Source organism: Albirhodobacter sp. R86504, from assembly GCF_042466415.1.
Lineage (GTDB): Bacteria > Pseudomonadota > Alphaproteobacteria > Rhodobacterales > Rhodobacteraceae > Albirhodobacter.
Genome location: NZ_JAXHCH010000002.1, coordinates 594,713 through 606,522 on the forward strand (window position 1 = coordinate 594,713; position 11,810 = coordinate 606,522).

Sequence of the window (11,810 nt, forward strand, 5' to 3'; positions counted from 1 at the left end):
GCGGCGAATGGACCTTGCCCGCCCAACTTGCGCTTAGCTGCAAGTGCTAACGTGGCTTAAGAATGCTCCGCCAGATCACGGCTCAGTTTCGACGCGCCTGCGCTTTTGCGCTGAGCTGCTTTTGGTTGGCTTGTGAGCGATACTTTTGAACCATCGCAAGCGTCTTATGTCCTGTCACAGCTTGGATCTCGCTATCACTGCAACCCGCATCGGCGAGGGCGACGGCGGCGTTATATCGCCACCCGTGGATCACGTAGGCCCGCGCATCGATCGCGTCTCGCACCGCTTGGACACGATTTTGCAAAGCGCGCTTCGAGAGACCGCGCGTCAAGTTTTGGGCAATGATGAAGCGCCCCGACCGAGGCAAACTTTTCAAGTATTCCATCAGCGCGACCGGGCAGGCGACCCAAAGTCGGGCGCCAGTCTTTTCTTGCTCGACCTCAATGAAGTTGCCATCAAATTGCGACCATTCCATTTTCAAAACGTCCCCGATCCTTTGCCCGGTCTGGGTGGCCAGCATGAACGCCGTAAGCTCCCATTCCAAACCATTGTTCCGGCAGTAATTTTCAAAAGCGCGCAGCTTGTCCTCTGGCCAGGGCCGGTATTCGCCGCCTTTCAGCTTCTCAACGCCGTGGGCAGGGTTCGCGGTGATCCATTCGAGATCAATTGCGTGACGCGATAGGATCGAGAGCATTTCGACCATGGCATTTCCCTTTCGCCATGTTTCTGCATAGCGATCGCGCGCTGCAATCACGTCGCGGCGGCGCAATTTGGTGAAATCAGCGGCCCCGTTTTTCTCGCGGATGAGCTCGAGCGTCCGTCGATATTCGCGCCTTGTCCCGTCTGCTTTCGAGGTGAAGGCGGGCGACCGATAATAGCTGACGATCAAGGCCTCGAACGTGGTCTTGATTTGGGGTCGCAATGTGCCAGATCGGATCTCCCAATAACGGGCTTGGAACTCTCGGCTGTCAGGCGTGCCAGGGAGCGGCGCGTATTTCTCGCCGCGCCGAAAATACCAATAAACCCGCCCGCCGCGCGTTTTCTTCGAGAGGTATGGGAGGTTAACTTCCTTTACCATGTGATCTGGGTATCCATAGCTTCGCCCGTGGCGATTGCTTTGAGCTGGTCCACGCGCCAGCGCTCAACCTCGCCAATCCTGATCGGACGCGGTAGGGCCCCGGCATTTACGAGGCTTCGGAACTCGTGGGGGCGCATGTCGAGCAGGCTGGCTGCTGTCTTTTCTGCCGCAAACAGGGGCTCATGCTTGGCCATCGGTCATCTCCTCATAATCGCCTGCGCGTTCCAGCGCCTTGCGGCACGGCGCGATCCAATCAAATTGCGTGGGCGTGGTCTGCTGCGGTTGCCAGATGATCCAGCAATAGGCCGTCGCGGTGCTGCCTTTTTCGGAGAGCTTGCCTTTATGCATCACGACCCGCTCTGCGAATTGCAGGATCAGGCGGGGCGGGTGCTGGGCGAACAGATCGCGGTGCCGCGCCACGCCTTCCAAAAACGCGGAGCGCACAATCACGGCCACACCGCAACGGCTGGTTCGTAACGCGCGCTCAACAAACTGCTGTGCGAGGCGGAAGGGCGGGTTGGTGATCGTCCAATCAACCTCGATCGGGTCGGGGCCGAACAGATAATCCGCCACGGGAAAACCGGCGCCGTAGTCATGAATATCCGACCCGATCACCTCGCCGAAATAATCCGTAAGAGGGCGGACCATATGCCCGCGGTTCGCCGCCGGTTCGCGGCACGTCATTGCGGAGTTAACCAGGTGCCGATTTTCGAGATATTCGCACAGCGCCCGCGTCGCCCAAGGCGGCGTCGGGAAATCGTCCAGGCTGTCATGCGGCTCGGAGCGTTGCTGCATCACTGCGCTGCTACGGTTTTGTTGGCTCATTTTCGGGCCTCTCTCACGATCGTGCGGTATTTGTACGCTCTGCGCTCGCTGCATTTAACGTGAAGACGAATGTCCGCCACGCTCGGCAAAGTGGGCTGAGCGGAGATCCACGCAACTGCCTCGTTGCGCAGTTTGATCCAATCGGCAACAGGTGGATTGCTTTTGCTTTGCTCATCAACTCTCGCAGGCTTCGAGGATGGCGAGTGCCGTTCCATTTCAATGGCGAAAGGCAGTGTCGGCAGTGATACCGCGAAATCCGCGCCGCGCCTGATGTAAGGGCTGTGCTTGGTCATCCCCGTGCTTCCTTCCAATAACCGAGGGCCACAGATCGGCGCGTCTCGCCGCTCTCTGCCATGTCTGCCCGCATCACGCGGACGGTGGCGGTGCTTACGAACTGCGACGACTTGCCGATGATCCGGCCAATGTCGGTGGCGCTTTTGCCGCTCGCCCGCGCCCGGAGCATCAACAGCGTGAGCTCGTCGGATTTACGCGCTTCGCTCAACGTCATCACAGCCACCCGAGCAGACCGAAAAGCCACCACCAAAATGCTGTGCTCACAAACAGCGCGGGCAGCAGCCACCAGCCTGACGGCCAACGCTTAGGCTCGGGCGGCGTGTGATCTTCGATCATGCGGGCGAGGGCTGCTGGATCCCGCGCGCACTGTGCGCAGAGCCAAAGCCCGCTTTTGCGATCCATGGCTTCCACGTTGCGGACCTGTCCGCAGCGGTCGCAGGGCCGCATATCGTTGAAGTTCGCCATCAGGCCACCTCCCGCTTCGGGCCAAGCACGGCGGCGAGTTTGGTGCGCAGCGCGCGGTTCTCGACCTCGAGCGCCTCACGGGCGTCGATCTCAGCTCGCAGCATTCCCTCGGCGCGGACGCAGCGGGCGGCAATGGCGCGGAGGTCATGGCTCTTGGTCAGTGCGCGGATCGGGCAGGCGGTCATTGGTCTTGTCCTTTGCTTTTTGCTTCGCGTGCGGCGTGTTCCAGTTTGGCGACCGCCATGATGGTTGGTTTAAGCTCGGCGGGGGCTCGATCGTAGTCGCGTCCGAACCGGCTATTGAGACGCGGCAGCACCCCGCGCGGGATCGCTATGATGTTTTCAAGCGTGCAGTTCGTGCGAACCCCGTCTTTGAACTTGAGCACCATCCCTTCGGGCAGAGGCCCGTTGGCCTCCTCCCAAACGTAGCGATGCTTCAGCATGAAGCGGGTCGGATGGCCCGTGTGCGGGTTTTCGCGCGGCACCTTCATCTCGATATAGCCGTCTCTCCCGATCCGCTCTGACCACATCGGCCTGAGGTTTTTGGGTATCGATCCAGCTTTGAAACGGGTTTTTGCGCTGTTGGGGTGCCATGCCATTGGCTTCCCTTTGTTGTGCGCCTCCTTGCCTTTGCTAAACCGCCCCGTGCGGCCGGTGAGCCAGCCATTGCGCTTGCACAGCGCATTGAAGTTTTGGAGCGACACGTCCGGGCGTTGAAACTTGGCGATGAATGCGTTGAGCGCCACCGCGCGGATGTCCTGCGCGTGTTCGTTGATCCACGCCAACTCCTCATCGGAATAGGTGATGCGCTGGCCCTTCATTGTTTCGACTCGCCGATCTGAGGCAGCATTGGCAGCACCTGATGACCATGAGCCGCGAACAACTTCGCCGCCTCGATCTTGGTGCGGTTGCTCGCGATCAGCTGATCGGCCACGTCCACAATCGCGCCGGCGCGCTGAACCTCGGCGGTCAAGGCGTCGCCAGACAAACCGCCCGCTGCAAGCCGATCGAGCGCGGCGAACAGGTGATCATCAAGGGTGCTCAGTTTAGTCATTGGTCAGATCCAATCATGATTAGGGCGATGAAAAGGCCCGCGATGATGGCAAGGCCGGTGATGATGAGAGGGTCGGTCATGTGGGTTCCGGAGGTTGGCACTCGGGATGCCGCCCCGCGAGAGGGCGGTCACCAGAGGGTCAGGCGGTAAGCTGGTCGCGCAGACGAAAGCCGAGCAGCGGCCAGAGCTTCTCGCGGGCGTTGCTGCGGGCGATCTTCTGACCGATCTCGGCATTGAAGTTCTCGGGGCTGGCGCAGGCGCTTTCTCCGGTGACCGTGAACCCGTTTTTCAGCGTCAGGCAGCAGATCGTCAGGCATGACCCTGGGAACACGTGGTAATCCTCCGCCACGATCTCCGCGTCCAAGTTATCTGGCGTGATGCGCTTGGCGGTTAGGCCCTTTGCTTTGATTTCGGCCTCAAGGGCCTGTTCGTCTTTGCTCATCGTTATTTTCTTTCGTGACGTTGAAATTTGCTGCGATCCGCGCGGCTCGGCTTGTGCCCTGGCACTCGGGATGGGGGCCGCGCTTGCAGCCCCGCACCGGAAGGTCAGGCATATTGTTTTTGGCCCCAGTAGTGTTCTCGCGCCCATGCAACCTCTTCCGAGACGATCTGCGCGGCGGATTTGGCTATGCGGCCGATGCTGTTGCATTGGTTGCACGGGGTGTCGGAAGACCCGAAAACGGTGCGCGCCCGGTCGGCTTCACGCCGCAGCTCACATGCTGGGCAGGTGTGACCGTTTCCGTGCAGCGTTGGGTCTGGCATTGGTCCTCCTGCGGGATTGTTTGGGCGGCGGGCCCGTTGAAAACACCGCCGCCCGAGGCTGCACCATGCGGCCTCTATTCGGTGTGGGTGCTTGCCCATTTAAGGAGATCCTCGGGCGTCATGCCGCGGGCCTTGGCCTCATTCGCGACAATCGCCCGCGGCTCGTCCTTTGTGAGCCTGCCGCCCGGCGTATGTTTGCGGGCCTCGGCCAGCCGCTTGTTGAGCGCCTCAACGGCGGGACGGATCAGGATATGCGCGGCAGTCATTTCACGCGGCCTTGGTCGGCCTGCGCTTGGACCTCAACCATGATGCGGGCAAGGATCGCTGCGCCGACGGCTTGGTTCATGGCCGCGCTCGCGGCGGGGGTGTAGGCGCCGCCGATCATGCGGCACCGCCTTGGCGATCATGATGATCTACCGCTTTGCGCAGGTCGCGGCGGATGCGGGCGCGGATCAGTTCAGCGCGGACGACATCGATGTGGTCGCCGTGGCGCGTGAGGATCTGGCAGGCAGCATCGAGTTCCTCGGGAGTTGCTTCCTGCGCCAACATGATCGCGCGGGCGGTGAGCAGGTTCTCATCGCGCAGCGCGCGAGCGGCGATGATCTGGCAGAGGTTATTCGTCGGGTGCTGGTTTGATTGCATCTTGGCCTCCGTTGAAAAAGCCCCGATGGCGGGAAGATTGGACACCATCGGGGCAGTATCCGAGCGGGCAGGTATCGCGGCACTCGGGAACTGGGCGGAGGCTCGTATGTCGCTCCGATGGGAGATTTTATGCGCGTAGTGAATATTCATGTCAAGAATAATATGCACGTCATGAATTGATCGAACGCAGGCTACCGCCCAAAATTTGAGACGCTGGCACTAGATATTCATGCGGGACGCTTGGAATTCGGCTGCCATCATCCAGCTTGTTGGCGGGAAAGCCGCGGGGTGCTCTTGGGGGATAGGCCAAGCGTCCAAGGGCCCGAAGGATAAACTTTCAGGAACGCGTGAAGGACTTTTTGGCGCGAATTATACGGAGCTTTTCGAGGGCCGGTGTGCAAGATGTGCGGCCCTGATTAAATGTAGGGCTTGCGTAAATCTTTTTTGTTGCCGTAATGTTCCGCTGCGTTGCTGCGGGGTGTATATGGAAGTTCAGTTTGTAAATGTGCTGTCTTCGTTGAACAATTATCAGTTCAATTGGTTCATTAAGGCTATTCGTGACGAGATGATGCAGCAAGGTGAGCCATGTCCAGCCACCCTTTCTGACGTGCTTCAGGAAGGGCTCGAAACGCCTTTAGGATCTCTTCCTCGGCAGCCGCGCGGGGCTCAATGAATAGCTCGTGTAGTTCCGCACCAAGTGCTTCGGCGATAACCTTGAATGTAGCCATGGTAGAGCTGTCATCGCCGTTTTCAGCGCGTGAGATCTTCGGCTGAGATAGCCCGGTGATCTCGGCAAGATCGATCTGTGACCAGCCACGCTGGCGTCTGAGGCTTGCAATGTTCATGGGCTGATTGTGCCATAAACCTGTGCGCAGCTCAAAATCGCTCTGTGGATATATATTCTTGACGTGAATATTCATGTGGTGCATAGAATCGCCTCATGACAAAACTCGCAGCATATCTTTTGGCAGAAAATATCCGGCAGGCGGATTTTGCCCGCATGGTGCAGGCATCTCAGCCGACGATTTCCAAATTGATGTCGGGAAGTGCTCTGCCGAGCCTTGTTTTGGCAATCAGTATCGAGCGTGTCACTGCCGGCGCGGTCAAAGCATCCGATTGGCTCGCGGATGTTGAAGTTAAGGAGGCCTCCTAATATGCGCTTGCTCTCTTTCCTCACGCGCAAGCCTGTGGCCGTGCGCACCGCGCAAGAGGCTGATGTTCTGCGTCGCCAGATCGCGGCAACGCGGGCGTTGAATGATGATCTCGCTGCGGATCTGGAGCGCTTGATCCGGCGTGTCGATTTGCTCTCGTGGCAGGTGCGTGACTTGGACGCCCGCGAGAAGGGGCGCGCGGCCACCGAGTTTGAGGCATTTTTTATCGGTGATCGCGCAGGGCCGCGCCCATGAGCGATCATCGCAACGCCTCGATCCCTTCGCGCAACGCTCCAGCGGCATCTGCACGGGCGCGCAGTTGCGGTGTTTCGCGATCTCGGGCCTCGGCCTCGGCCAGATCCTGCGCGACGATGAGCCGCAAGGCGCGGGGGGCGGCGGACAGCATGGCAAGCAAGGCGGTGCGCAGCGCGTCCACCTCGGCCAGTGCCTCCGTAGAATTCCTATCCCGAGCGGTGGTGGGCCATTTGGCCGCTCGGGCGATGTCGCTGTGCATTGGCTTCTCCCGCGATGTGCAGTGGCTCCCTCGGGCGGGTTCAGATGCGTGCTGCCCCGTCCAAGGTTACGATTCCGTCACCCTGCGCGATCGGGCGCAGTGCCGCGAGGAAACAAGGTTTCCGCGCATAGGGGCCATTACGGGAGCCGATTGGTGGTTAGTCCTTTGTTCCCTTCTGAATGGTGCCAAGGATTTCATCCAGGAGCGTCAGTTGGCGCGGGTCAATGCGGGCATCTGCAGTGCGCAGGCCGTTTTTGATTTGCGGGTTGCGGGCCGGTTTGGGCAGGTCGGCCACGTTGATCGCGAGCGGGTGGCAGCCAAGCGTTGCCGCAACCAACTGGCGGGACATGCCGCTGTTCAGCAGGTGTCGCGCGGTGAGTTGTTCGTCGTCTGTGAGTTTTCGGGTTCGGATCTCGGTGATGTCATTGATCAAAACCCCTGTGAGGGGGTGCGGAATAGCAGTCATGTTTATGCCTTTCAGTTGCGTGACTGCTGGGGTGAGGGCGGTGTCACGCTCTCATCCAGCGGGGGGTGGTGGAATCTGTTCTCCATCCCCCGATCACTTTACGCGCAAAGCGCGATGCGTCTAGCCTGCGCAAGGGGCCTTCTATGAGCAACATTTTAGACACGATGCACCTGCATATGCGGGCGCTGGTGATGCGGATCGGTTGCTATGACGCGGCGGCGGAGACGATCTCGGCGCGGTTCGGGCGCGGTGTTGCTAAGGGCACGATTTCCAAGCTGATGGCCGGCGCTTTGGATTGGCGGCTGGTCGATGTGATTGCGATCGAGGATGCGCTCGGCTGGTTCCCTGTAACGCGCGCATTGGCGCAGCGGATGGCGGCGCATGATGCGGGGCGGGCGGTTCCGATTGTTGAGCATGCGGGCGAGATTTGCCGCGAGGCGGGCGAGGCCGTGGCCGCGCTGTTGTCGGCATCGCAAAGCGCACGCGGGCAGGATTATGCGCAGGCCGTCAAGGAAATGCAGGATGTGGTTTTGGTAGCGCAGCGGGCGATTGTCACGCTGCAAAACCGGATGGAGGAAGCGGAATGAGCGACGTTTTTACCATGGTCAGTTCTGAGCGGATCGACGGGTTCATCCACGGCGCGCGGCGGGTTTTGACGTGTAGCGGCGTGGCGCTGGCGCGGAGCTGGCCGTGCGAGATCGTCGAGGAAACCGCGGCAATCACCCGCTTGGCACATCGCCGCGGCGAGTATTTCACCATTCCGACGATGCGTTTCGTCGATGAGATCATGGCGCGGCACGGGGTCGATGTGATCGCAGCCTATCATCACGCCGTGCGCGGCATGCCGGAGGACGTTTGATGTCGAAACAAGGGACCTCAAAGATGATCACCATTCGCGGCGTCACTTACGCCAATGCGGTTGATGCGGCGGCGGCGCTTGGCGTCGTGCGGGACACGATCATCAAGGCGAAGCGGCTAGGGCGGCTTGAGACCGTTGGTCTAAAGCGGCGCTACAAGGATTTTGAGATCAACGGAAAGACCTTCGCCAGCTTGCGCGCTGCGGCCAAGTTTTACGGGGTTTGCGAGGGTCGGATCGAGCAAGCTGTGCGCGCGGGCAAGACCGGCGCGCTCGGCACGCGCAAGCGCCCGAGCGAGATGCAGGTCAGCGTGCGCGGCCGCGTGTTCAAGGATGCGCAAGCGGCGGCGGATGCCTTTGGCGTTGGACGATCGGCGATCTATGCCGCGATTTGCCAAGGCCGGATCGATCGCCTCGGTTTGCCTGTGCAATACGGGCTGAACAACACGCGGCCATTTTCCGCAGGCGGATACAGCTGGCCATCCGAGGCGGCGGCATGCCGTGATCTCGGTCTGCGCCGCGAATTTATCTGCCGGATGCGCAAGCGGAATAGTGAGCGGATGCGGGCACGTCTGGTGGCAGCGCTGATGCAGTTCACCGCCGCGCGGGATGCGCAGGCGCGCAAGGAACGCCTTGCCGCGATTGATCGACAAGAGAGGGATGCAGCATGAGTTTTGTGCAACGTGCGGCGGCTTTGGTCGCCACCGATGATATCCCTGAATACCCGTTGGGCGATATTCGGCTAGAGGGGCATTTCTTCGTCGCGTGGCATCACAGCCGCTGGCTGAATTCAACGATGCATCTCATGGCGACCTATGAGGTGCAGGGGCTTGCGCGCGCTCTATTCGATATCGCGCAGGTGCAATGCCCGACCGGCACCTTGCCCACGGATGATCTGCAACTCGCGCGGTTGCTGCGGTTCGATGCGGCACGGTTCAAGGAATTGCGGTCGATGGAATATGGCCCGTTGCGCGGATGGGTGCCCTGTATCTGTGGCGCAGAAGTGCGGCTGATGCATCCGATCGTCGTCTCGGTGTTGGAGGATGCGATGGCTCGGCGCGAGGCGCGTGAGGCAGCAAATACGGAGAAGGCCGTCGCGCAACGGATCAAGCGTCTGCGCGAAGCGCTTGCCCAACTGGGTTTGGATCGCGGTGTCTTGCAAGACCAGCGCCTGATTGAGCGCATGGATATGTGGCTATTGGAGCACCGCCCAGGTCAGCGGCGGGCGGCGTCCTATGAGGCTGTGGTGATGCATGCGAGCCATTCGGGTTGGTACGGCGAAGGGCGGCGCAGAGACTAGTGCGGAACTGTTCCGAACTTGTGGAAACACAGATTGGAACTGTTCCGGAACGTGGAAACACAAGTTGGAACAACTCCGCACGGATTGGAACTGTTCTGCACTAAAGGAAAGAAAAGAAAAGAATAAAAAAGAAAACTTTGCGCAGCGGGAACAGAAACGGCGGCTGTGCTTGTGGATAAGTCGGATTTGCTTGGGAATTAAGAAAGGGGTTTGGCGATGGACAGTGCAGAGCAGGCCGAGGGCGAGAAGCGTGTGAGACGTGTATTGATCGATCCGTTGTTGCGGCGCGGTCTGGCAAAGCCAAGCAGCCTGACCAAGGCGCAGTTTGACGCCAGCATTGAAGATCTTTGCGAGCGTCTGGCCTACATGACCGAAACGAGCTTGGCCGCGTTGGAGGAGCAGGTTGCGGCCGCGCCTGCCGGCAAGGATCGGGACCGGCTCCCGATCGCGAATGTCATCTTGGAGTGGGCGGGCCAGATCCAGCCGCCTGTGGATGACGCCTCGCCCTTGATCCGTGCCGTGTTTGCCAATGCGCTCGGGCAAGATGCGCTCGCGGGTGGGTGGGCCCCTGAGCTGCTGATCGAAGTGCGCAAGGCGCGGCGTTGGCCGGGATCATTCGTGGTGACACAAGTCAAAGACCGGGCGCGCGATGCTGTGCGCCAGCTGGAGGATCTCGATCGCGCTTTGTCACGCGGCGATGAGTTGTCGATCGACAAGGCGCGCTGGCGGGCAGGGCGTTTGGCGATGATCGAGAAATGCCGACAGATCGCTGCGCTGTCTGCATGACGGACACAACATTGGAAATGGGGCTGGGCATGAAACATACGGTATTTGACGGGCAGGGCGGCTTTGCGGGACAAGCGCGTAGCGTGAAGCCGCTGATCGCGCGGCATAGTCGCGCCGGACTGCGCGAGATCTCGGTGCAGCATCTTTTGGAATGGGCGTTTGGCGTCGAGCATGTTGAGCTTTCGCATCCCGATGAGCTGGCGCCGGTACCTGTTGGAATGGGGATGGAGTGGCGACTCATCGAGCAGGCGAAACTAGGGTGCCGCGTGGACGGCGGCGGGCGCTCGCATGCCCATGAAGATGCCGAGACCGTCGCGAATGTAGTGGCGAGCATCGCGAAATGGAGCGGCGATTGGACGATGGCGCTTCGCATCGCAGATCTAGCACGCAGCGGGCAGGTGCCCGACTGGTGCAAGGATGAGCGGCCCCGTTGTATCCCCCGCAGTTGGACGCAAAATCAGTATGGCGATCATGCTGCGACTGCCGTGGCAGAAACGATCACACAGGTTTCGCGTGGCAAAGAGGTCAAGTTCGAGGTCAAATACTGTCCTGTGACCTACTCGCCTTCGGCGGCGCATATCTCTGCGAAGCGGCGCGACTATCTAGCGTGGTATGGCGCGTTGTTGGAAATCGCGTCTTTGCTGCGTGGGGCGGGGCTTGTTGCGTATACGCTGAATGACGTGATGCCGCCGATGACGCCTTGGCGATGACAACTTTTCATGAAGCGCTAATGTAAAATTTTGGATCTAAGTTCATGAAACCATTGATTTTAGTGTGTGATCTCAGCTACTGAGAAAAGAGATTTGTGGCCGGAATACATTTGTCAAGCAGACCAGGTACATTAGGAATAATAAAATGATTGAAGCAAACTCAATTGAGAAGAAAGAACATAGAAAAACCAAGCGTTTGTCGCGGGTCAAAGAACGCATTCAGCACATAAAGGATGCGGCCAACAGCTTAAAGAAAGCACCAATCCTATCTCTTCTCATTGCCGGCGTAATGTCGGCGGTTGTGTTTTTGATTGAGCAAGTCGGGTCGTCGTTCTATGACGCTTACAAGCCAGACATACTAAGAAGTGAGGCCGAAGCCCTCAACGACAGTCTGCTAGCAAAGAGTGAAAGTATCGACAAAAGTGTCAAAGAGATTACGGATTTGATCAAAGCGATTGATTCCGGCGACACGATGGATACCGCCCTTCTTAAAGGCGAAATGGAGAAGCTGCTCGAAGGCATCAATGGAATTAAGCCTGACCTCTCAGAAGTTGTGAGCATGCGCCGTGACTTATTCTTAGTCGCTGCTAGACAAAAAACGCATGATATTTCTGTCGCGGGGATGTCACCAAATGCAGACGCCGTGATTAGAATGAACGATGGTGTTACCATATGCGACGAGCGCTATACCGTGGCGATTTCGAATTCGGGTAACCCAGACACAACTAATCCTTACGTTGGTCTAACGTCGCCTTCGGGAGAGTTCAGCCGCGACGTGAACATGAGAATTGGGGATAGTATTCAGATCGACGACGATTTTGGTCGTGTTACAGTTGCATACATGCGAAGTGAAGAATTGAGCGGGGAGAGGCTATACGGCTTCAATTATACCTGTCCCTCGTAAAGGG

At 59.2% G+C, this 11,810-nt stretch carries 26 protein-coding genes; 10 read left to right on the forward strand and 16 right to left on the reverse strand.

Annotated elements, in window-relative coordinates:
* Nucleotides 1–82 precede the first annotated feature (82 nt).
* The 13 genes from xerC to SJY32_RS04960 all read right to left on the reverse strand — a co-directional run bounded on the left by xerC (nucleotide 83) and on the right by SJY32_RS04960 (nucleotide 4,862).
* Nucleotides 83–1,078 (reverse strand): tyrosine recombinase XerC, encoded by a 996-nt coding sequence (xerC, locus tag SJY32_RS04900; protein WP_376872291.1) that lies wholly within the window; start codon nucleotides 1,076–1,078, stop codon nucleotides 83–85.
* The gene (locus tag SJY32_RS04905; protein ID WP_376872293.1) at nucleotides 1,072–1,272 is read right to left on the reverse strand and encodes a hypothetical protein; all 201 of its coding nucleotides are present in this window, start codon (nucleotides 1,270–1,272) and stop codon (nucleotides 1,072–1,074) included. Before SJY32_RS04905 ends, xerC begins: the two co-directional genes overlap by 7 nt.
* Nucleotides 1,259–1,903 carry a hypothetical protein gene (locus SJY32_RS04910; RefSeq protein ID WP_376872295.1) on the reverse strand — a complete coding sequence of 215 codons (645 nt, stop codon included), beginning with the start codon at nucleotides 1,901–1,903 and terminating at the stop codon, nucleotides 1,259–1,261. The genes SJY32_RS04905 and SJY32_RS04910 overlap by 14 nt, the downstream gene beginning before the upstream one ends.
* Nucleotides 1,900–2,196: a hypothetical protein gene (locus SJY32_RS04915; RefSeq protein WP_376872297.1), complete on the reverse strand. Its 297-nt coding sequence runs from the start codon at nucleotides 2,194–2,196 to the stop codon at nucleotides 1,900–1,902. The genes SJY32_RS04910 and SJY32_RS04915 overlap by 4 nt, the downstream gene beginning before the upstream one ends.
* Nucleotides 2,193–2,411 carry a hypothetical protein gene (locus SJY32_RS04920; RefSeq protein WP_376872299.1) on the reverse strand — a complete coding sequence of 73 codons (219 nt, stop codon included), beginning with the start codon at nucleotides 2,409–2,411 and terminating at the stop codon, nucleotides 2,193–2,195. The genes SJY32_RS04915 and SJY32_RS04920 overlap by 4 nt, the downstream gene beginning before the upstream one ends.
* On the reverse strand, nucleotides 2,411–2,662 hold the full coding sequence (locus tag SJY32_RS04925; RefSeq protein ID WP_376872302.1) for a hypothetical protein: 252 nt from the start codon (nucleotides 2,660–2,662) through the stop codon (nucleotides 2,411–2,413). The genes SJY32_RS04920 and SJY32_RS04925 overlap by 1 nt, the downstream gene beginning before the upstream one ends.
* Complete coding sequence (locus tag SJY32_RS04930) at nucleotides 2,662–2,847, reverse strand: hypothetical protein (RefSeq protein WP_376872304.1); 186 nt, start codon at nucleotides 2,845–2,847, stop codon at nucleotides 2,662–2,664. Before SJY32_RS04930 ends, SJY32_RS04925 begins: the two co-directional genes overlap by 1 nt.
* Nucleotides 2,844–3,482 (reverse strand): HNH endonuclease signature motif containing protein, encoded by a 639-nt coding sequence (locus tag SJY32_RS04935; RefSeq protein WP_376872306.1) that lies wholly within the window; start codon nucleotides 3,480–3,482, stop codon nucleotides 2,844–2,846. Before SJY32_RS04935 ends, SJY32_RS04930 begins: the two co-directional genes overlap by 4 nt.
* A complete protein-coding gene (locus SJY32_RS04940; protein ID WP_376872309.1) occupies nucleotides 3,479–3,715 on the reverse strand; it encodes a hypothetical protein in 237 nt (78 codons plus the stop codon). Before SJY32_RS04940 ends, SJY32_RS04935 begins: the two co-directional genes overlap by 4 nt.
* A 139-nt stretch (nucleotides 3,716–3,854) precedes the next feature.
* Nucleotides 3,855–4,157, reverse strand: a complete 303-nt coding sequence (locus SJY32_RS04945) for a Gp49 family protein (protein WP_376872311.1) — start codon at nucleotides 4,155–4,157, stop codon at nucleotides 3,855–3,857.
* Between the two features lie 104 nt (nucleotides 4,158–4,261).
* On the reverse strand, nucleotides 4,262–4,477 hold the full coding sequence (locus SJY32_RS04950) for a hypothetical protein (RefSeq protein WP_376872313.1): 216 nt from the start codon (nucleotides 4,475–4,477) through the stop codon (nucleotides 4,262–4,264).
* A gap of 74 nt (nucleotides 4,478–4,551) precedes the next feature.
* A complete protein-coding gene (locus SJY32_RS04955; protein WP_376872315.1) occupies nucleotides 4,552–4,743 on the reverse strand; it encodes a hypothetical protein in 192 nt (63 codons plus the stop codon).
* On the reverse strand, nucleotides 4,740–4,862 hold the full coding sequence (locus SJY32_RS04960) for a hypothetical protein (RefSeq protein ID WP_376872317.1): 123 nt from the start codon (nucleotides 4,860–4,862) through the stop codon (nucleotides 4,740–4,742). Before SJY32_RS04960 ends, SJY32_RS04955 begins: the two co-directional genes overlap by 4 nt.
* Nucleotides 4,863–4,885: 23 nt before the next feature.
* Between SJY32_RS04960 and SJY32_RS04965 the strand changes: the two genes are divergently transcribed.
* Nucleotides 4,886–5,113: a hypothetical protein gene (locus tag SJY32_RS04965; protein WP_376872319.1), complete on the forward strand. Its 228-nt coding sequence runs from the start codon at nucleotides 4,886–4,888 to the stop codon at nucleotides 5,111–5,113.
* 557 nt (nucleotides 5,114–5,670) lie between these two features.
* On the opposite strand, the gene SJY32_RS04970 is transcribed toward SJY32_RS04965, so the two are convergent.
* The gene (locus SJY32_RS04970; protein ID WP_376872321.1) at nucleotides 5,671–6,048 is read right to left on the reverse strand and encodes a helix-turn-helix domain-containing protein; all 378 of its coding nucleotides are present in this window, start codon (nucleotides 6,046–6,048) and stop codon (nucleotides 5,671–5,673) included.
* Between the two features lie 11 nt (nucleotides 6,049–6,059).
* On the opposite strand from SJY32_RS04970, the gene SJY32_RS04975 reads away from it, so the two are divergent.
* The gene (locus SJY32_RS04975; RefSeq protein WP_376872324.1) at nucleotides 6,060–6,272 is read left to right on the forward strand and encodes a helix-turn-helix domain-containing protein; all 213 of its coding nucleotides are present in this window, start codon (nucleotides 6,060–6,062) and stop codon (nucleotides 6,270–6,272) included.
* Between the two features lies 1 nt (nucleotide 6,273).
* On the forward strand, nucleotides 6,274–6,525 hold the full coding sequence (locus SJY32_RS04980; protein ID WP_376872328.1) for a hypothetical protein: 252 nt from the start codon (nucleotides 6,274–6,276) through the stop codon (nucleotides 6,523–6,525).
* Nucleotides 6,526–6,529: 4 nt separating this feature from the next.
* Here the strand turns inward: SJY32_RS04980 and SJY32_RS04985 are convergent, their stop codons facing one another.
* On the reverse strand, nucleotides 6,530–6,784 hold the full coding sequence (locus SJY32_RS04985) for a hypothetical protein (protein ID WP_376872330.1): 255 nt from the start codon (nucleotides 6,782–6,784) through the stop codon (nucleotides 6,530–6,532).
* Between the two features lie 157 nt (nucleotides 6,785–6,941).
* A complete protein-coding gene (locus tag SJY32_RS04990; protein ID WP_376872333.1) occupies nucleotides 6,942–7,250 on the reverse strand; it encodes a hypothetical protein in 309 nt (102 codons plus the stop codon).
* A gap of 143 nt (nucleotides 7,251–7,393) precedes the next feature.
* Here SJY32_RS04990 and SJY32_RS04995 point away from each other — a divergent pair, with 143 nt between their 5' ends.
* From SJY32_RS04995 to SJY32_RS05025, 7 genes are all read left to right on the forward strand, one after another.
* Nucleotides 7,394–7,837: a hypothetical protein gene (locus SJY32_RS04995; protein WP_376872335.1), complete on the forward strand. Its 444-nt coding sequence runs from the start codon at nucleotides 7,394–7,396 to the stop codon at nucleotides 7,835–7,837.
* Nucleotides 7,834–8,109, forward strand: coding sequence for a hypothetical protein (locus tag SJY32_RS05000; RefSeq protein ID WP_376872337.1), 276 nt, complete (start codon nucleotides 7,834–7,836; stop codon nucleotides 8,107–8,109). The genes SJY32_RS04995 and SJY32_RS05000 overlap by 4 nt, the downstream gene beginning before the upstream one ends.
* Nucleotides 8,109–8,777: a hypothetical protein gene (locus SJY32_RS05005; protein ID WP_376872339.1), complete on the forward strand. Its 669-nt coding sequence runs from the start codon at nucleotides 8,109–8,111 to the stop codon at nucleotides 8,775–8,777. The genes SJY32_RS05000 and SJY32_RS05005 overlap by 1 nt, the downstream gene beginning before the upstream one ends.
* Nucleotides 8,774–9,406, forward strand: a complete 633-nt coding sequence (locus SJY32_RS05010) for a hypothetical protein (RefSeq protein ID WP_376872341.1) — start codon at nucleotides 8,774–8,776, stop codon at nucleotides 9,404–9,406. The genes SJY32_RS05005 and SJY32_RS05010 overlap by 4 nt, the downstream gene beginning before the upstream one ends.
* A 216-nt stretch (nucleotides 9,407–9,622) precedes the next feature.
* Nucleotides 9,623–10,192 carry a hypothetical protein gene (locus SJY32_RS05015; protein ID WP_376872344.1) on the forward strand — a complete coding sequence of 190 codons (570 nt, stop codon included), beginning with the start codon at nucleotides 9,623–9,625 and terminating at the stop codon, nucleotides 10,190–10,192.
* Between the two features lie 29 nt (nucleotides 10,193–10,221).
* On the forward strand, nucleotides 10,222–10,902 hold the full coding sequence (locus SJY32_RS05020) for a hypothetical protein (RefSeq protein ID WP_376872346.1): 681 nt from the start codon (nucleotides 10,222–10,224) through the stop codon (nucleotides 10,900–10,902).
* 145 nt (nucleotides 10,903–11,047) lie between these two features.
* Nucleotides 11,048–11,806 (forward strand): hypothetical protein, encoded by a 759-nt coding sequence (locus SJY32_RS05025; protein WP_376872348.1) that lies wholly within the window; start codon nucleotides 11,048–11,050, stop codon nucleotides 11,804–11,806.
* The last annotated feature ends 4 nt before the right edge of the window (nucleotides 11,807–11,810 follow it).